Genomic DNA, 17234 nt, shown 5'->3' with positions numbered 1-17234 from the left:
GCGCCCGACGCGGCGGCGCGGCCGCACGTCGCGGCCCCCGGCACACCGCCCGACGCCGCCACGCCCCCGACGGGGCCGCCGCTCAGCCGTCCAGCTCGCCCAGGGTCGCCGTCGAGGGCCCCCGGCGGGACGCCGCGTCGCGGGCGACCGCCTCCGCGTCACGCAGGACCCGCACGGCGTTGCCCCAGGTCACCTTGGCCACGTCGGCGCGGGACCAGCGGCGGGCGAGGAGCTCGGCGACGAGGTTCGGGTACCCCGACACGTCGTCGAGGCCCGACGGGGTGAACGCCGTGCCGTCGTAGTCGCCGCCGATGCCGACGTGGTCGACGCCGGCGACGTCCCGCATGTGGTCCAGGTGGTCGGCGACCGTCGCGACCGTCGCCACGGGGCGCGGGTGCGCCTCCTCGAAGGCCGCGTGCAGCCGCATCGCCTCCGGCGTGGTGTCCAGGTGGTGGAAGCCGTGCGCGCGCAGGTTCTCGTCGGCGCGGGCGGTCCACTCCACCGCGGCGGGCAGGATGAACTTCGGTACGAACGTCGCCATGGCGACGCCGCCGTTGCCGGGCAGCCGCTCCAGCACGTCGTCGGGGACGTTGCGCGGGTGGTCGCAGACCTCGCGGGCCGACGAGTGGGAGAAGACGACCGGCGCCTCGGTGGTGTCCAGGGCGTCGCGCATCGTCGTCGCCGCGACGTGGGAGAGGTCGACGAGCATGCCCAGCCGGTTCATCTCCCGCACCACCTCGCGGCCGAACGCGGACAGCCCGCCGACGCCGGGGACGTCGGTCGCCGAGTCGGCCCAGGCGATGTTGTCGTTGTGCGTGAGCGTCATGTACCGCACGCCGAGCGCGTACAGGGCGCGCAGGGTGGCGAGGGAGTTGTTGATGGAGTGCCCGCCCTCGGCGCCCTTGAGGGACGCGATGCGGCCCTCGGCGCGGGCCGCCTCCACGTCGTCCGCGGTCAGCGCGGGCGCCAGCTCCGCCGGGTGGCGGGCCAGCAGCCGGTCGACGCAGTCGATCTGCTCCAGGGTGGCGCTGACCGCGTCGTCGCCGGCCATGTCGCTGCGTACGTACACCGACCAGAACTGGGCGCCCACCCGGCCCGCGCGCAGCCGCGGCAGGTCGGTGTGGAGCCGGCCGCGCTGGTCGGCGGCGACGTCGAGCCGGTCCAGGTCGTAGCCGGCCTTCTCGCGCAGCGCCCACGGCAGGTCGTTGTGGCCGTCGACGACGGGGTGCTCGGCGAGGAGGTCGAGGGCCTCGCCGAGCAGGCGGGCGGCGGCGCTCACCGGGCGAAGCCGAAGGACGCGGAGCCCTCGACCTTCGACCGCAGCCGCCTGCCCTTCTCCGTCGCCTGGTCGTTCAGGACCTGCTGGAACTCCTTCATCCGGGCCAGCAGGTCCGGGTCGTGCGCGGCGAGCATCCGCACCGCGAGCAGTCCGGCGTTGCGCGCGCCGGCCACGGAGACCGTGGCGACGGGGACGCCGGCCGGCATCTGCACGATCGACAGGAGCGAGTCCATGCCGTCGAGGTACTTCAGCGGCACCGGCACGCCGATCACCGGCAGCGGCGTGACGGAGGCGAGCATGCCCGGCAGGTGCGCGGCGCCGCCGGCTCCCGCGATGACCGCCTTCAGACCGCGGTCGGCGGCGCCCTCGCCGTAGGCGACCATCTCGCGCGGCATGCGGTGCGCGGAGACGACGTCGACCTCGTAGGGGACCTCGAACTCGTCGAGCGCCTGAGCGGCGGCCTCCATGACGGGCCAGTCGGAGTCCGAGCCCATGACGATGCCCACCAGCGGCCCGGGTGCGTTACTCAACGATCGTTCCTCGCAGGTAGCCGGCGGCGTGGGCGGCGCGCTCCAGCACGTCGTCCAGGTCGTCGCCGTGGGTGTTGACGTGGCCCACCTTGCGGCCGGGCTTCACGTCCTTGCCGTACATGTGGATCTTCAGCTGCGGGTCCCTGGCCATGCAGTGCAGGTACGCCTGGTACATGTCCGGGTAGTCGCCGCCGAGGACGTTCGCCATGACCGTCCACCGCGCGCGGGGGCGCGGGTCGCCGAGGGGCAGGTCGAGGACGGCCCGCAGGTGGTTGGCGAACTGGGAGGTGACCGCGCCGTCCTGGGTCCAGTGGCCGGAGTTGTGCGGGCGCATGGCGAGCTCGTTGACGAGGATGCGGCCGTCGCGGGTCTCGAACAGCTCGACGGCGAGGTGGCCGACGACGTCCAGCTCGCGGGCGATGCGCAGCGCGAGCTCCTGGGCCTGGCCGGCCAGCTCGGCGGAGAGGTCGGGCGCGGGCGCGATCACCGTGTCGCAGACGCCGTCGACCTGCCGGGACTCCACGACGGGGTACGCCACGGCCTGGCCGTGCGGGGAGCGGACGACGTTCGCCGCGAGCTCGCGGACGAAGTCGACCTTCTCCTCGGCGAGGACCGGCACGCCGGCGAGGAACGCGTCGCGCGCCTCGTCCCGCGAGCGGACGAACCACACGCCCTTGCCGTCGTACCCGCCGCGGACCGTCTTGAGGATGATCGGGAAGCCGTCGCCCTCCCCGCCGCCCTCCGCCGCGAACGCCGCCGCGTCGGCCGGGTCCGCGACGATGCGGTGGCGCGGGCAGGGCGCGCCGATCGCGTCGAGCTTCGCCCGCATCACGCCCTTGTCCTGGGCGTGCACCAGCGCGTCGGGCCCCGGGCGGACGGGGATGCCGTCCGCCTCCAGGGCCCGCAGGTGCTCGGTGGGCACGTGCTCGTGGTCGAAGGTGATCACGTCACATCCGCGCGCGAACGCGCGCAGCGTGTCCAGGTCGCGGTAGTCGCCGATGACGACGTCGCTCACGACCTGTGCCGCCGAGTCCTGGGGAGTGTCACTGAGAAGCCTGAATCTGATGCCGAGGGGGATGCCCGCCTCGTGGGTCATACGGGCGAGCTGGCCGCCGCCGACCATGCCGACTACCGGGAACGTCACCCTCCCAGGGTATCCGCCGGCCACCGGGACCCGGCACGGTGGGCGGCGCGGGCGGCCGCGCGGCGTCCGCGTCCGCGCGTGGCCGGGCGGGTGATGGTTAGCATGACCGGGTTGACGCATGCGACCGGCGGACGGGATTGAAAGATCATTATGAGTGCGCAGAGCGCCCTTCGGGTGCGGCTGGAACAGCTCGTCCGTGAGATAGCGAAATTCGGTGTCGTCGGCGGCATCGGTTTCCTGGTGAACATGGCCGCCTTCAACGTGCTGCGCCAGACCACCGACCTGCCCGTCGTCCGGGCCAGCCTGCTGGCCACGGTCATCGCCATCGCCTGCAACTACGTCGGTTTCCGCCACTTCACCTATCGGGACCGGGACAAGACGCGGCGGACGCGTGAGGCGTCGTTGTTCTTCGCGTTCAGCGCCGCCGGAATGGTGATCGAGAACGGGATCCTGTACGCCGCGACCTACGGTTTCGGGTGGGACAGCCCGCTGCAGAACAACGTCTTCAAGTTCATCGGGATCGGCATAGGGACGCTGTTCCGGTTCTGGTCCTACCGCACGTGGGTGTTCCGGGCGGTCCCGGGCGCTCAGGCGGGGGCCGGTGCGGAGGACGGGGAGGCCGGGGCCGCCACGGCGGGCCCGGCGATCCTGGAGCAGCGGCGGCCGGAGGAGTCCCCGGCCCCGGTGGGCCCGCGCCTCCCCTGACGCCCGCGGCGCCGGTCCCGACGGCGGGGGTCGCGCCCGGCGCACCACCGGCCCGCGCCCGCCGCCCCGCTCCCACCGCCCCCGGGCCCAGCGCCCACCGCCCCGGCACGACGGCTCCCGCCGCGCCCGGCACGACGACGCCCAGTCGCGCCCGCCCGCGCCCGGCGCGGCCCCGCGGCCCCGCGGCCTAGCGGATGGGCCGCTGCGGGGCCTCCTCGTCGCGGCGGCGTGACTCGCGGCTCAGGAAGAGGGCGAAGACGGCCGGCTTGAGCTGGACCAGTTCCAGCCGTCCGCCGTCCGCCTCGGCGAGGTCGCGGGCGACGGCCAGGCCGATGCCGGTGGAGTTGCGGCCGCTGATGGTCCGCTCGAAGATCCGCGCGCCGAGGTCGGCGGGGACGCCGGGCCCCTCGTCGGTGACCTCGACGACGGCCTGGTTGCCGGTGACGCGGGTGCGCAGGGCGACCGTGCCGCCGCCGTGCATGAGCGAGTTCTCGATCAGCGCGGCCAGCACCTGGGCGACGGCGCCGGGGGTGCCGACGGCGCGCATGCCGGTGCGGCCGGAGCGGACGATGGCCCGGCCGGCGCTGCGGTACGCGGGCCGCCACTCCTCGATCTGCTGCTTGACGACCTCGTCGAGGTCGAAGCCGACCGCGGAGCCCGTGCGCGGGTCGCGCGCGTTGGTCAGGAGCCGCTGGACGACGTCGGTGAGCCGCTCCACCTGGGCGAGCGCGATCGTCGCCTCCTCGCGGACCGTCTCCAGGTCGTCGGTTTCGGAGATCTCCTCCAGCCGCATCGACAGCGCGGTCAGCGGGGTGCGCAGCTGGTGGGAGGCGTCGGCGGCGAGCCGGCGCTCGGCGGTGAGCATCCGGGCGATGCGTTCGGCGGAGGCGTCGAGGACGTCGGCGACCCGGTCCAGTTCGGGCACCCCGTACCGCCGGTGGCGCGGCCTGGGGTCGCCGGAGCCGAGCCGTTCGGCGGTCTCGGCGAGGTCGGTGAGGGGCGACGCCAGCCGGTTGGCCTGGCGCAGGGCGAGCAGGACGGCGGCGACGACCGCGAGCAGCGCGACCGCGCCGATGATCAGGAGCGTACGGCCGACCTCGCGGGTCACCGACGAGCGGGACTCCTCGACGACGACCCGTTCGCCGCGCTCGCCGACGGCGGTGCCGCGGATGACGCCGCCCTCGGGGCGGGTGCCCACCTCGACGGGCGGGCGGCCGGGGATCTCGATGCGGGCGTACCGGTCGGCGCCGCCGTGGTCGGAGAGGATGCCGGGGTCGACGGGCTCGCCGCCGATGAGGCGGCCGTCGACGATCCCGGCGAGCCGCATCGCCTCCAGCTCGACGCTCTCCTGCGCGCTGCTCGTGATGGTGCGGGTCTCGACGATGACGAGGGAGACCCCGAAGACGGAGATGACGACCAGGACCACGGCGAGCGTGGAGCTGATCAGGCGGCGGCGCACGGAGAGGTCCGCCTCAGCTCTTCTCGAAGCGGAAGCCGACGCCGCGGACGGTCGCGATGTACCGGGGGTTCGCCGCGTCGTCGCCGAGCTTCTTGCGGAGCCACGAGATGTGCATGTCGAGGGTCTTGGTGGACGACCACCAGGTGGTGTCCCAGACCTCGCGCATCAGCTGGTCGCGGGTGACGACCCGGCCGGCGTCGCGGACCAGGACCCGCAGCAGGTCGAACTCCTTCGCGGTGAGCTGGAGCTCCTCGTCGCCCATCCAGGCGCGGTGCGACTCGACGTCGATGCGCACGCCGTGCGTGGACGGCGGCTGCGGGGCGGGCTCGGTGGCGCCGCGCCGCAGCAGGGCGCGGACGCGGGCGAGCAGCTCGGCGAGGCGGAACGGCTTGGTGACGTAGTCGTCGGCGCCGGCGTCGAGGCCGACGACCGTGTCGACCTCGTCGGCGCGGGCCGTCAGGACGAGGATCGGGACGGTGTGGCCCTCGGAGCGGAGCCGGCGGGCGACCTCCAGCCCGTCCATGCCGGGCAGGCCCAGGTCGAGCACGACGAGGTCGACGGCGCCCTTCAGTCCGGTGTCGAGCGCGCTGGGGCCGTCCTCGCGCACCTCGACCTCGTACCCCTCGCGCCGCAGCGCGCGGGCCAGCGGTTCCGAGATCGATGCGTCGTCCTCGGCGAGCAGTACACGCGTCATGGGGTGATGGTAGTCCGCGGGGCGTGCGGGTCGTGGAGAGATCGCGTCAAGATCGTCCATACCTGGGTGTCATCGATGACATCCTGGAAATGACCTTAGAAACTGGGTACGCGGTTCCACCGCCACCTGTGATCCATGTCTCAAGTCCTTCCATATGCCGCAGTGTCGTGGCGTATGGTGGCGAGACGCTTGTAGTAGGCAATCGGGGACCTTTGGCGGCATCACTCGTTGACGCACCAAAGGTCTCTTTTCTGCTCGGCGTAGGAATGACCTGTTGGCCGGGCTCCTCCGCGCGATGACGCGGCGGGGTGTGGATCCCGGCACGGCTGCGACCGTGCCGGTGCCGGCCGCCCCGGAGCGGGCGCGGGTCGCCCACAAAGCGACGAGCGTCCCGAACGAACAAGGATCGACCATGGCGTCCAGCCTGACGAAGGACCCGGCGAACACCCCCGTCGCCGAGAAGACCTTCTTCGGCCACCCCCGCGGCCTGGCCACACTCTTCATGACAGAGATGTGGGAGCGCTTCAGCTACTACGGCATGCGCGCCCTCCTCGTGTACTACCTGGTCTCCGGCGGCGCGGACGCGGCCGTCGGCAGCCAGGGCGGCGGGCTCGCCATGACCGCGGCCACGGCGACGGCGATCTACTCCGTCTACGTGTCGATGGTCTACCTCATGGCCATGCCGGGCGGCTGGTTCGGCGACCGCGTCTGGGGCGCCCGCAAGACGGTCGCCATCGCCGGCGCCGTGATCATGCTGGGCCACCTGTCGCTCGCCCTGCCCGGCCAGGCGATGTTCTTCGTCGGTCTGGCGCTCGTCGCGGCCGGCTCCGGTCTGCTCAAGGCCAACATCTCCACGATGGTGGGCCACCTGTACGACGGCCCGGACGACCCGCGGCGCGACGGCGGCTTCACGCTCTTCTACATCGGCATCAACCTCGGTGCCTTCGTCGCCCCGTTCGTCATCGGCACGGTCGGCAAGGAGCACAACTGGCACGCCGGCTTCGCGCTGGCCGCGCTCGGCATGGGTCTCGGCCTGGTCCAGTTCCTGTTCGGCACCCGCCACCTGAGCCCGAAGAGCAGCGTCGTCCCGAACCCGCTGTCGGCCGAGGAGCGCCGCCGCGTCCTGCTGCGCGTCACCGGCGGCCTGCTGGTCGCCGCGGCGTTCTACGGCGCGGTCGTCGCCCTGGGCATGTACACCCTGAACTGGGCGCTCGTCCCGCTGACCCTGGCCGGCCTGGTCATCCCGGTGGCGGTGCTGGCGCGGATCAAGCGCGACAAGGACCTGTCGCCCACCGAGCAGTCCAAGGTCAACGGCTACATCTGGTTCTTCGTGGCCGCCGCGGTCTTCTGGATGATCTACGACCAGGGCGGCTCGACCCTCTCCCTCTTCGCGGACGACAAGACCGCGGACAGCGTCTTCGGGTTCGGCTTCTCCGCCACCTGGTACCAGTCGCTGAACCCGCTGTACGTCATGGCGCTGGCGCCGGTCTTCGCCTGGCTGTGGCTGTGGCTGGCCCGCAGGAACCAGGAGCCGAACACCATCGTGAAGTTCGCGATGGGCCTGGTCCTCGTCGGCGCCTCGTTCTTCGTCTTCGTCATCCCCATGGGCATGGCGGGCGACGGCGGCAAGGTCTCCCCGATGTGGCTCGTCTCGATCTACATGATCCAGACGATCGGTGAGCTGTGCCTCTCCCCCGTCGGCCTGTCGGTCACGACGAAGATGGCGCCGCAGAAGTACGCCTCGCAGATGATGGGCGTCTGGTTCCTCGCCGTCACCGCCGGCGACTGCACCACGGGCCTGCTCTCGCTGGCCGGCGTGGACCTCAACGGCACCGGCGTCATCGCGATGGAGGCCTCGCTGGCCGTCCTCGCGGGCGTGGCGATCTACATGTACCGCAAGAAGGTGCAGGGCCTCATGGGCGACGTGCGCTGACGCACCCGCTCCCCCGCACCCGACGAGGGGCGCCGCACCGGTCCGGTGCGGCGCCCCTCTCGCGTGCGGTGCCGGGTGCTCGGGCCTCCCCGTGCCGCGGGGGGACGTTTATAGTTCACCGACCGGTCGGGCCCGGGGGGGGCCGTACGCGTGGGCGGGCCGGCGCGTCAGCACAGCGAGCAGGGGGGCCATCGATGCCGGACACCAACGAGACGGTCGACGGGGCGGAGGGCTCCGGCCCGCCGCCGGCGCCCGGGCGCCGGGCCGGTCGGCGGCGGCGCGGGTGGCGCCTCGCGGGCGCCGGGTGCGCCGTCGTCCTGCTGGGCGCGGCCGCGGCCGGCTGGTGGGCGTACCGGAGCCTCGACGGCGGCCTCACAGGCGTGGACATCGGCCGCGCCCTGGGCGACGACCGGCCGCAGAAGGCGCCCGGCGCGCTCGGCGCGACCAACCTGCTGGTGCTGGGGTCGGACTCGCGGGCCGGTGAGAACGCCGCGCTCGACGCCGGTGACGTGGGCGGCGCCCGCTCCGACACCGCGCTGGTGGTGCACGTGTCGGCGAACCGGGCGGACGCGGTCGCGGTGAGCATCCCCCGCGACACCCTGGTGGACCGCCCCGCCTGCCCCCGGCCCGGCGGCGGCGAGAGCGGGCCGGCGTCCCGCGTCATGTTCAACTCCGTCTACACGACGGGCGGCCCGGCCTGCGTGGTGAAGACGGTGGAGAAGATGTCCGGTGTCCGCATCGACCACCTCATGGAGATCGACTTCGCGGGCTTCAAGGAGCTCGTCGACGAGCTGGGCGGGGTGACCGTCGAGGTGCGGGAGCCGATCCGCGACACCAAGGGCGGCTTCGCCCTGGAGCCCGGCACGCACCGGTTGGACGGCACCGAGTCGCTGAAGTTCGTCCGTACCCGCTACGGCTACCGCGACGGGAGCGACCTGGGGCGCATAGGGCTCCAGCAGCAGTTCCTCACGTCGCTGCTGCGCGAGGTGCAGCGGCAGGACCTGCTCGGCAGCCCGGCGAAGTCGTTCCGGATCGCCCAGTCGCTGACCGGGTCGCTGACGACCGACTCCGAACTGGCGTCGCTCCCCGCGCTCGTCGAGTTCGGTCGGAGCATGCGGGGCATCGACCCGGCGTCGATGGACACGGTGATGCTGCCCGTCGCGTACGACCGGGCGGACCCCAACCGCGTGGTGCCGGCGCAGCCGCAGGCGGACGAGTTGTGGCGGGCCCTGCGGGAGGACGACCCGGTGCCGGCGTCGGCGCGGCGCTCCCCGGCGTCCGCCCGCTGACCCCTGCCGATCCGCCTGGCCCGCGCGGGCTGACCCCCGGCCCGCGCGGGCCGGCCTCCGCGTCCGTCCCCGCGCCGTGGGCGGGGCTGTCATCATGAACGCTCCGGCAGGCGGAGTGGCACAGGGGGCGGGATGGTGGCGGGGACGACGGGCGGTACGGCCGCGGTGGCGGCGCGGATGTCGTGGGGCCAGGCGCTGGCGCGGCTCGGCGGCGCGCAGAAGACGGCCAAGGGGGTGTCCCTGTACTCCCGGTTCGTCAACCGGCCCACGGGCCGGTTCCTCGCGGCCGGCTCGTACGTCGCCGGCCTCACGCCCAACCAGGTCACGCTTGTCAGCGCGGCGTTCAGCTTCGCCGGGGTCGCCGCCGTGGCCGTGGCCCCGCCCACGTGGTGGACGGGCGCGCTGGTGTGGCTGGCGCTCGCCGTGGGCTTCGCCTTCGACTCCGCCGACGGCCAGCTCGCGCGGCTGCGCGGCGGCGGCAGCCCAGCGGGCGAGTGGCTCGACCACGTCGTGGACTGCGCGAAGACGACCGCGCTGCACACCGCGGTCCTCGTCGCGTTCTTCCGGCACCCCGGGCACTTCGGCACGGGCGCGGACGTCGTGCTGCTGGTGCCGCTGGTCTTCCTCACCGCGTCCACCGTGACGTTCTTCGGCGGGCTGCTCACCGAGCAGCTCAAGCGGAAGGCGGCCCCGGGCGGTCCGGCGCCGGCGCCCTCCACCCTGCGGGCGGTGGCGCTGCTCCCGGTCGACCACGGGGTCTTCTGCCTGGTGTTCCTGCTGCTGGGCGGCGGGCCGCTGTTCCTGTGGGGGTACGGGCTGCTCGGCGCCGCCGCCGTCCTCTACCTGCCGCTGTTCCTCGCCAAGTGGTTCCGCGAGCTCGACCGGCCGGCCGCCCAGCCGGTCACCGGCGCGGAGCCGTCTCCGGCACGCTGACGCCCTCGGCCGCCGCCCGGTCCTGCGGCGGCCCCTGGCGGGTCAGCGCGTCCAGCGCGCGGCGCAGCTGGGTGCTGGAGGTGTGGACGGTGTACGGGAAGTACACGACGTCCACGCCGACGGTGGCGAAGTCCCGCTCCAGGCGTTCGCCCCGGGGGGTGCCGCGCCAGTCGTCCCCCTTGAACAGGACGTCGAACCGGACCTGCTTCCAGGTCTCCAGCTTGTCCGGGACCGTCTCGACGAACGCCGCGTCGACGTACTTGATGTTGCGGACGATCTCCAGCCGCTCGATGAGCGGGATGACCGGCCGGTGGCCCTTGGCCCGCTCGGCCATCTCGTCCGACACCACTCCGGCCACCAGGTAGTCGCAGTGCTGCCTGGCGTGGCGAAGGATGTTCAAGTGGCCTATGTGGAACAGGTCGTAGGCCCCCGGTGCGTACCCCACCCGGTACGGTCTGCGCTCCGACATGACGTGCTTGCCCCCCTCTGGAACGGTCCGCCCCCGTGCGTCCCGGCTGACAGTACCGTGCACACTTCGCGCAGGACAGGTGAACGATTAGGGTGCACGAGCGAGCGATCGTTCGTCACGAGGGGGGCCATCCGGATGCGGGACGCGGACCAGACCGACCAGTCAGACACCGGCCGGCGGCCTCGGCGCCTGCTGCTGGTGTCGACCAACTACGCGCCGGAGCACACCGGCATAGGCCCCTACGCCACGCAGATAGCCGAGCACTGGGCGGCCCGGGGCCACGAGACGCACGTCCTGGCCGGCATGCCGCACTACCCGTCCTGGTCGGTCGACCCGGCCTACCGGGGGGCGTGGCGGCGCACCGAGCGGCGGGCGGGCGTCACCGTGCACCGCCGCCGGCACACCGTGCCCGCCCGCCAGACCGCCGCGCGGCGGGCGCTGTTCGAGGCGTCGGTCCTCGCCCACCAGCTCGCCGCGCCGCCCCGGATGGGGCGCCCCGACGCGGTCGTCGCCCAGCTGCCCAGCCTCGCCGGCGGCGTGGTGGGGGCCCGGCTCGCGGCCCGCTGGCGGGTGCCGTACATACCCGTCGTGCAGGACCTGATGGGGGCGGCGGCCGCGCAGAGCGGCATCGAGGGGGGCGACCGGGCGGCGGCGGCCGCGGCGCGCGTCGAGGCGTACGCGCTGCGCCGGGCCACGCTCGTCGGCGTGATCCACGAGACGTTCAGGGCGGGGGTCACCGCGCTGGGCGTGGCGCCGGAGCGGATACGTACCGTCCCCAACTGGTCGCACGTGGCGGCCCCGGCGCGGCCGCGCGAGGAGACCCGCCGGCGGCTCGGCTGGCGTCCGGCCGAGACGGTCGTCCTGCACTCCGGCAACATGGGCCTCAAGCAGGGCCTGGAGGTGCTCGTCCGGGCGGCCCGCCTCGACCCGGCGGTACGCGTGGTGCTGATGGGCGACGGCAACCAGCGCGCGGCGCTGGAGCGGCTCGCCGAGGGCGTGCCGAACCTGCGGTTCCTCCCCGCCGTCGACGACGCCGAGTTCCCCGAGGTGCTGGCCGCCGCGGACGTGCTGGCCGTGACGCAGCGGGCCTCGGTGCTCGACATGAGCGTGCCGTCAAAGCTGACCTCGTACTTCGCCACCGGCCGGCCGGTGGTCGCCTCGGTCGCCGAAGGCGGCGGCACCGCCGAGGAGGTGCGGCGCTCCGGGGCGGGCGTCCTGGTGCCGCCCGAGGATCCGGCGGCGCTCCTGGCGGCCGTGCGGGAGCTGGCCGCCGACCCGGTGGCGGCGGCGGAGCGGGGCGCGGCCGGGCCCCGGCACGTGGCGGCCCACCTGGGCCGTGCGGCGGGTCTGGCGCGGTACGACGCGCTGCTCGACGAGGCCCTGGCGGGGACGGGCGCGGCGGTGGAAGGAGCGGACAGGTGACACACCCCCACGGCGGCCCGGCGGCCGCGGTCCCGGTGGACGACGAACCGGACCTGCTGCGCGACCAGTTCCGCCAGCTCCTGCGCTACCCGCGGCTGATGGCCGCCGGCGTGCTCCTCGGACTGCTCGGCGGGGCCTGGCTCGGGTACAGCACCTCCGACACCTACGTGGCGACGAGCGACGTGGTGCTGCGGGTCCCCATGGAGGACCCCTTCAACCCGACGATCGCCGTCGAGAAGACCCTCGACATGAACACCGAGCGGCAGGCGGCCACGAGCCGGCGCATCGCCGGCCGGGCCGCCGAGGACCTCGGGTACGAGGGGGAGGCGGCCGGGCTGGTGTCGGGCCTCCAGGTGACCAACCCGCCCAAGTCGCAGGTGCTGCGCTTCAGCTACACGGACGAAGACCCGGCCGAGTCGGCGCGCCGCGCCAACGCGCTGGTCGCGGCGTACCTCGCCGACCGGCAGGAGCAGACCGAGCAGACCCGCGACACCATGATCAAGGGACTGCAGGCGCAGCTGGACCCGGTCGCCAAGCAGCACGACGAGCTCGCGGAGCGGCTGGAGGGGCGGTCGGGGACGGACGCCGAGGCGGACTACACCGTCAAGGCGAACCTCCTCAACCGCATCACCGAGCTGAGCAACCGCATCAGCAAGCTGAAGGCGCTCGACGTGACGCCCGGCAAGGTGATCAGGACGGCGACGCCGCCGACCGCGTCCGACGGTCCGGGGTGGGCGCTGTCCCTCGGGCTCGGCGGCGCCGTGGGCATCGCGCTGGGGCTGCTCATCGCCTGGGTGCGGCTGGTGTTCGACCCGGCGGCCCGCTCGGAGGGCGACGTGGCGCGGGCGCTGCGCGCCCCGGTGCTCGGCTCGCTGCCCCGCACCCGTGACACCGACCCGCTGCTGACGGAGGACCGGGAGGAGTCGCCGCTCGCCGAGGAGTACCGGTCCATCGCCTACCGGCTCGCCTACGACCAGCGGTTCGCCGACCGGCGGCGGCTGCTGGTGGCCGCGCCGCGAGGCTCCAGCCGTACGGCCGCGGCGGTGGCCGTCAACCTGGCCGCGTCCTTCGCCGAGACCGGCAAGCGCGTGCTGATCGTGGAGGCCGAGCTGCGCCGGCCGTCGCTGGAGAAGCAGTTGCGGGCCCGCGAGGTGAGCCGACCGGCGTGGACGCAGGACGGCGAGACGGACGCCTGGCCGGGCGGGCGGCGGCTGACCGTGGACGCCGGGGAGTCCGGGAGTTTCGAGCTGGTGCCCGGGGCGCGGGTGCGCAACGTGGCGCGGGCGCTGACGTCGCCGGAGATGTCGCGGCTGGTGGAGGAGGCCGACGACCCGCAGGTGACGGTGATCGTGCTGACCCCGCCGGTGTTCGCGTACGCCGACGCCCTCGCCCTGGTGGACCGGGTCGACGGTGTGCTCGTGGTGTGCGACCCGCGGGGCGTGCACCGCTCGCAGCTGGCCCGGCTGCGCGACCTCATCACGGGCGCGGGCGGCACGGTGCTCGGCACGGTCATGCACCGCGGCCAGCAGAGCGGGGGCGCCCGCCGGGGCAAGGGCGCCCGCGGGCAGTCGGGCGGTGCCGCCCCGGCCCCGGACGGCGGCCGCGCCGACCACGGCGCGGGCGACCGGGACGGGCGCGGGCGCGGCGGGGCGCGTACGGGCGCGGTCGGCGCGTCGGCGCACGACGACCCGGCCACCACGATGGCGCTGCGGGCGGTCTCACCCCCCGACCGCCGGTGAGCGCGGCCGGCGGGGCGCTGCGCGGGCGTACGGCGGCCCTCGCCTCCGTCCTCGACCAGGGCGCCGCGGGGCTGACCAACATCCTGGTGCTGGTGCTGGCCGCGCGGCTGTCGACGGCGTCCGGGTTCGCCGAGTTCTCCATGGTGTACCTGGTGTTCACGGTGGCGCTGGGGCTGTTCATGGCGTACGTCGGGCAGGAGCTGGTGCTGGTGCGCGGCGGGGCCGGCGCGGTGGCGGCGGCCTGCCGTTCGGCGCTCGGCTTCACGGCCGCGGCGGCGTTCGCCACCGGCGCGGTGCTCGCCGCGACGGGTGCGGCGCTGCCGCCGGGCGGGCGGGCGCTGGCGGCGCTCGGCGCGGTCCTGCCGGTCGTCCTGCTCCAGGACGCGGCCCGCTACTGCTTCTCGCTGCTGGGCCGGCCGCACCACGCGCTGGCGGCGGACGCGCTGCGGCTGGCGTCGACCGTGACGGTGCTGGCGCTCCAGCCGGCCGGGGCGTCGGCGTCCCGGCTGGTCCTGGCGTGGGGGCTGGCGGCCCTGCCGGGGCTGGTGGTGGCGGCGCTGCTGCTGCGGCGGCCGCTGGCCGGGGCGCGCGGGGAGTGGCGCCGGTACGTGCGCCGGGGCCACCTGGGGCGGCGGTTCGCCGTCGAGTTCGCCGTCGGCAACGGCTCCAGCCAGCTGGCGGTCCTCTGCCTCGGCCTGCTCGGCAACCCCCTGGCGGTGGGGGCGCTGCGCGGCGCCTCGGCGCTCTTCGGGCCGCTGAACGTCTTCTTCGGCGCGGCCAACGGCTTCGGACCTCCGCTGCTGAACCGCCTCGGCGGCGGGCGCGCCGTGGTCCGGGCGACGCTGCTGCTGGGCGGGGCGCTGGCCGCGACCGGCGCCGCGTGGGGCGGTGTGTGGTGGCTGCTGCCCGACGGCGCGGGGCGGGCGGTGCTGGGTGACACGTGGCCGGCGGTCGCCGCGCTGCTGCCGGCGTCGGCGGCGCAGTACACGCTGATGGGGCTCGGGGTGAGCGCGCTGCTCACGCTGCGGGTGCTCAGCCCCCGCGACACCCTGCCGGTGCAGGTGGTCTTCTCGCTGCTGTCGGTGGCGCTGCTGTACGCCGGGTTCGTCCTCGGCGGCGCGGTCGGCGCGGCGTGGGGCCTGGCGGGCGGTTCGGCGGCGAAGGCCCTGGCCGCGTGGGTGCGGGTGGCGCTCCTGCGCCGCCGCGCGGGCGCCGCTCCCGAGGCACCCGGGGTGCCCGAGGCCGGGGTGCCCGAGGCCGGCGTGCCCGAGGGCCCCGACGTGCCGGAGGCGCCGGACGCGCCCGGCGCGCCGGGCGGTCAGTCGAGGCGGGCGCCCCGGTCGCGCCGGTAGGTGGCGATCAGGGCGAGGCAGAGCGCGGCGATGGCCACCTTGCCCGTCGCCTGGAGCAGCGGGCCCCGCACGAGGATGAAGGAGTACCCCGCCACCAGCGGCGCCGCGATCAGCAGCAGGCTGCCCGGCGGCGAGCCCCGTACGGCGCGGCGCGCCACCCGGCGGTCGACGCGGGCGGCGGCGTACCCGAGGGCCGCCATCCCGGCCGTCATGCCGACGGGGCCGAAGTCGATCCACAGCTCGGCCCAGACCGGCGAGGAGAGGTTGGTGTTGACCGCGCCCATCCACTCGCCGACGGTCACGCCGGTGTCGGACGGCTTCTGCGCCCACATCGAGCGGGGCACGGCGAACAGCAGGGAGCCCGCGGCCTGGCGGCCGTAGCTGTGGCCCTGGCCGGACTCGACGTAGGTGATGGTGTTGGCGAACATGCCGACCTGGTCGTAGTCCTTCAGCGCCAGCGGCTCCAGGAACGAGGTCGTCTCGATCTGCTGGGTGTTGTTCTCGTCGTACCGGAAGCGGTCGGCGAAGGGGAAGACGAGCAGCGCGACGACGACCCCGAGGGAGAGCGACGCCCGGTACAGGGCGGCGCTCGTCGGGAAGGCGGTGAACAGCAGCGCGAACAGCACCGTGAGGAACCAGTAGCGCGGGTTGGAGATGGGGTTGTTCACCACGGCGTTCAGCACCACCAGGGCGCCGAAGACGGTCACGACCGACCAGGTGCGGCGGGCCCGGCGGGAGGTGACGAGCCAGCGGGTGTAGACGAGCAGGGCGATCAGCGGCGGCACGGTGCCGAAGCCGCGCAGGAACGCCTGGCCGGCCTGGCCGCCGTCGCCGGAGACGCCCGCGTCCTCGATGCTGGCGATGATCTCCTGGCGGCTGCTGAAGAAGACGGCGGGCCCGCCGAGCTTGACGACGAGCAGGCCGCCGCAGGCGAAGGCGGCCAGCACCAGCAGGGCCAGCCGCCGGCGGTGGATCAGCACCGGCCGGTCGTCGGGCGCCTCGCCCCGCGCCGGCGCGCCCGCGCCGCGGGCGCGGCCGCGGCGGTGCCAGGGGGTGCGGTACCGGGCGAGGAGGGCGCCGACGTCGAAGGCGAAGCAGCCGAGCAGGACCAGCGCGACCGCCTGGACGAGGTCCTCGCGGGGGCCGACGACCGGGGTCGGCACGCGGCCGATGACCGCCTGGGCGAGCGGGGCCACGCCCATCGCCATGTAGCAGAACATCCAGAACGTCGCCTGGAGGAGCTTGCGGCGGGTGGTGAGGACCATCGCGGAGAGCCGTACACCGCAGTAGACGGTGAGGACCACCTGGAGCCAGAATGCGGCGTCGCGCGGGCCGTCGCCGGGCTGGGAGACGACCGTCAGGGGCAGGAAGAGTGCCAGGCCGAGCACGAGGGGCACGGCGAGCGCCCGGGAGAGCAGTGTGCGCGGCTTGAACGGCGGTGGCAGCGGCACCGTGCGGGGCCGTGGCGGCGGCACCGCGCGGGGCGTGGTCCCGACCGTCATCCCGTACCCCCGTCGCCCCGCCGCCCCTGTTCCGCGCGCAGTCTAACGAGCGCTCCGGGACCGCACCCTGGACGCAGGCGTACGAACCGATAACCTGACGTTCGTTTTCCGTACGTGGCGGCCGTCCGCACGTCGCGGCCGTCGTACGTGGCGGCCGTCCGCGTGTCACGGCCGTCCGCACCTCGCGGTCTCCGCACCTCGCGGTTTCCCGCACAGCGCGCACAGGGGGGAGTCCGGCGCCATGCGCGACCTGTCCGCATTCACGCTGGCCGGGTACGACAAGGGCCGGGGCAGGCTGACGCAGGCCCTGTGGTTCGCCGTGCTCAATCTGGTGTTCACGACCTGGTGGTGCCCGGCCCGGCTGCGGGTGGCGCTGCTGCGCGCGTTCGGCGCGACGATCGGCGAGAACGTGCTGATCCGCCACCGCGTGCGCGTCCTGTGGCCGTGGAAGCTGACCGTCGGCGACCACACCTGGATCGGCGAGGGGGCCTGGCTGCTCAACCTGGAGCCGATCACCCTCGGCGCGCACGTGTGCGTCTCCCAGGAGGCCCTGCTCTGCACCGGCAGCCACGACCACCGCGCGGCCGACTTCCGCTACCGCAACGCGCCCGTCACCGTGGAGGACGGCGCCTGGATCGCCACCCGCGCCACCGTGCTCGCCGGCACCCGGGTCGGCCGCCACGCGGTCGTCGGCGCCGGCGCGGTCCTCCACCAGGACCTGCCCGAACTGACCCTGCACACCGCGGACGGCACCCGCCGGCCCGTCGAGGAGCCGAAGTGAGCA

Annotated in this window: 15 protein-coding genes; 8 read left to right on the top strand and 7 right to left on the bottom strand. The window is 74.5% G+C overall.

Translation table 11 applies throughout. From position 1 onward, the window contains the following. Positions 1-82: 82 nt before the first annotated feature. The 3 genes from LPA54_RS17750 to LPA54_RS17740 are packed head-to-tail and all read right to left on the bottom strand — an operon-like array spanning position 83 to position 2977. Positions 83-1279 carry a dipeptidase gene (locus LPA54_RS17750; protein ID WP_228978797.1) on the bottom strand — a complete coding sequence of 399 codons (1197 nt, stop codon included), beginning with the start codon at positions 1277-1279 and terminating at the stop codon, positions 83-85. After that, positions 1276-1809, bottom strand: coding sequence for a 5-(carboxyamino)imidazole ribonucleotide mutase (gene purE / locus LPA54_RS17745; protein WP_228978796.1), 534 nt, complete (start codon positions 1807-1809; stop codon positions 1276-1278). Before purE ends, LPA54_RS17750 begins: the two co-directional genes overlap by 4 nt. Beyond that, positions 1802-2977 carry a 5-(carboxyamino)imidazole ribonucleotide synthase gene (locus tag LPA54_RS17740; RefSeq protein WP_308112868.1) on the bottom strand — a complete coding sequence of 392 codons (1176 nt, stop codon included), beginning with the start codon at positions 2975-2977 and terminating at the stop codon, positions 1802-1804. The genes purE and LPA54_RS17740 overlap by 8 nt, the downstream gene beginning before the upstream one ends. Before the next feature lie 126 nt (positions 2978-3103). Here LPA54_RS17740 and LPA54_RS17735 point away from each other — a divergent pair, with 126 nt between their 5' ends. Continuing rightward, positions 3104-3658 (top strand): GtrA family protein, encoded by a 555-nt coding sequence (locus LPA54_RS17735; RefSeq protein ID WP_228978793.1) that lies wholly within the window; start codon positions 3104-3106, stop codon positions 3656-3658. Between the two features lie 187 nt (positions 3659-3845). Here LPA54_RS17735 and LPA54_RS17730 read toward each other — a convergent pair whose 3' ends face one another. Together LPA54_RS17730 and LPA54_RS17725 are read right to left on the bottom strand one after the other, a co-directional pair. Continuing rightward, positions 3846-5117, bottom strand: a complete 1272-nt coding sequence (locus LPA54_RS17730) for an ATP-binding protein (protein WP_228978791.1) — start codon at positions 5115-5117, stop codon at positions 3846-3848. Positions 5118-5130: 13 nt separating this feature from the next. Next, positions 5131-5811 carry a response regulator transcription factor gene (locus LPA54_RS17725; protein WP_228978790.1) on the bottom strand — a complete coding sequence of 227 codons (681 nt, stop codon included), beginning with the start codon at positions 5809-5811 and terminating at the stop codon, positions 5131-5133. A gap of 412 nt (positions 5812-6223) precedes the next feature. On the opposite strand from LPA54_RS17725, the gene LPA54_RS17720 reads away from it, so the two are divergent. The 3 genes from LPA54_RS17720 to LPA54_RS17710 all read left to right on the top strand — a co-directional run bounded on the left by LPA54_RS17720 (position 6224) and on the right by LPA54_RS17710 (position 9966). Beyond that, positions 6224-7744: a peptide MFS transporter gene (locus tag LPA54_RS17720; protein WP_228978789.1), complete on the top strand. Its 1521-nt coding sequence runs from the start codon at positions 6224-6226 to the stop codon at positions 7742-7744. A gap of 194 nt (positions 7745-7938) precedes the next feature. Further along, positions 7939-9033, top strand: coding sequence for an LCP family protein (locus LPA54_RS17715; RefSeq protein ID WP_228978787.1), 1095 nt, complete (start codon positions 7939-7941; stop codon positions 9031-9033). A gap of 177 nt (positions 9034-9210) precedes the next feature. Then, a complete protein-coding gene (locus tag LPA54_RS17710; protein ID WP_228978874.1) occupies positions 9211-9966 on the top strand; it encodes a CDP-alcohol phosphatidyltransferase family protein in 756 nt (251 codons plus the stop codon). Here the strand turns inward: LPA54_RS17710 and LPA54_RS17705 are convergent. Further along, positions 9935-10435: an adenylyltransferase/cytidyltransferase family protein gene (locus LPA54_RS17705; RefSeq protein WP_228978785.1), complete on the bottom strand. Its 501-nt coding sequence runs from the start codon at positions 10433-10435 to the stop codon at positions 9935-9937. The genes LPA54_RS17710 and LPA54_RS17705 overlap by 32 nt on opposite strands. A gap of 135 nt (positions 10436-10570) precedes the next feature. Here LPA54_RS17705 and LPA54_RS17700 point away from each other — a divergent pair, with 135 nt between their 5' ends. The 3 genes from LPA54_RS17700 to LPA54_RS17690 are packed head-to-tail and all read left to right on the top strand — an operon-like array spanning position 10571 to position 14948. Further along, positions 10571-11857 carry a glycosyltransferase family 4 protein gene (locus LPA54_RS17700; RefSeq protein ID WP_228978784.1) on the top strand — a complete coding sequence of 429 codons (1287 nt, stop codon included), beginning with the start codon at positions 10571-10573 and terminating at the stop codon, positions 11855-11857. Then, positions 11854-13596: a lipopolysaccharide biosynthesis protein gene (locus LPA54_RS17695; RefSeq protein ID WP_228978781.1), complete on the top strand. Its 1743-nt coding sequence runs from the start codon at positions 11854-11856 to the stop codon at positions 13594-13596. The genes LPA54_RS17700 and LPA54_RS17695 overlap by 4 nt, the downstream gene beginning before the upstream one ends. Beyond that, positions 13593-14948: a hypothetical protein gene (locus LPA54_RS17690; RefSeq protein WP_228978780.1), complete on the top strand. Its 1356-nt coding sequence runs from the start codon at positions 13593-13595 to the stop codon at positions 14946-14948. The genes LPA54_RS17695 and LPA54_RS17690 overlap by 4 nt, the downstream gene beginning before the upstream one ends. On the opposite strand, the gene LPA54_RS17685 is transcribed toward LPA54_RS17690, so the two are convergent. Next, positions 14915-16450 carry a hypothetical protein gene (locus LPA54_RS17685; protein WP_228978778.1) on the bottom strand — a complete coding sequence of 512 codons (1536 nt, stop codon included), beginning with the start codon at positions 16448-16450 and terminating at the stop codon, positions 14915-14917. The genes LPA54_RS17690 and LPA54_RS17685 overlap by 34 nt on opposite strands. A 241-nt stretch (positions 16451-16691) precedes the next feature. On the opposite strand from LPA54_RS17685, the gene LPA54_RS17680 reads away from it, so the two are divergent. Next, complete coding sequence (locus LPA54_RS17680; RefSeq protein WP_228978775.1) at positions 16692-17231, top strand: WcaF family extracellular polysaccharide biosynthesis acetyltransferase; 540 nt, start codon at positions 16692-16694, stop codon at positions 17229-17231. Positions 17232-17234: the final 3 nt, after the last annotated feature.

The organism is Streptomyces sp. DH12, from assembly GCF_020873895.1.
GTDB lineage: Bacteria > Actinomycetota > Actinomycetes > Streptomycetales > Streptomycetaceae > Streptomyces.
Note: the sequence above shows the minus strand (reverse complement) of the source record. Positions and strands in the feature narration are given on the sequence as shown.

Excerpts from the sequence above, each read along its gene's own strand:
- LPA54_RS17735 (WP_228978793.1), top strand. The coding sequence starts at position 3,104 with ATGAGTGCGCAGAGCGCCCTTCGGGTGCGGCTGGAACAGCTCGTCCGT.
- LPA54_RS17725 (WP_228978790.1), bottom strand. The coding sequence starts at position 5,811 with ATGACGCGTGTACTGCTCGCCGAGGACGACGCATCGATCTCGGAACCG.
- LPA54_RS17720 (WP_228978789.1), top strand. The coding sequence starts at position 6,224 with ATGGCGTCCAGCCTGACGAAGGACCCGGCGAACACCCCCGTCGCCGAG.
- LPA54_RS17715 (WP_228978787.1), top strand. The coding sequence starts at position 7,939 with ATGCCGGACACCAACGAGACGGTCGACGGGGCGGAGGGCTCCGGCCCG.
- LPA54_RS17710 (WP_228978874.1), top strand. The coding sequence starts at position 9,211 with ATGTCGTGGGGCCAGGCGCTGGCGCGGCTCGGCGGCGCGCAGAAGACG.
- LPA54_RS17705 (WP_228978785.1), bottom strand. The coding sequence starts at position 10,435 with ATGTCGGAGCGCAGACCGTACCGGGTGGGGTACGCACCGGGGGCCTAC.
- LPA54_RS17700 (WP_228978784.1), top strand. The coding sequence starts at position 10,571 with ATGCGGGACGCGGACCAGACCGACCAGTCAGACACCGGCCGGCGGCCT.
- LPA54_RS17685 (WP_228978778.1), bottom strand. The coding sequence starts at position 16,450 with ATGACGGTCGGGACCACGCCCCGCGCGGTGCCGCCGCCACGGCCCCGC.
- LPA54_RS17680 (WP_228978775.1), top strand. The coding sequence starts at position 16,692 with ATGCGCGACCTGTCCGCATTCACGCTGGCCGGGTACGACAAGGGCCGG.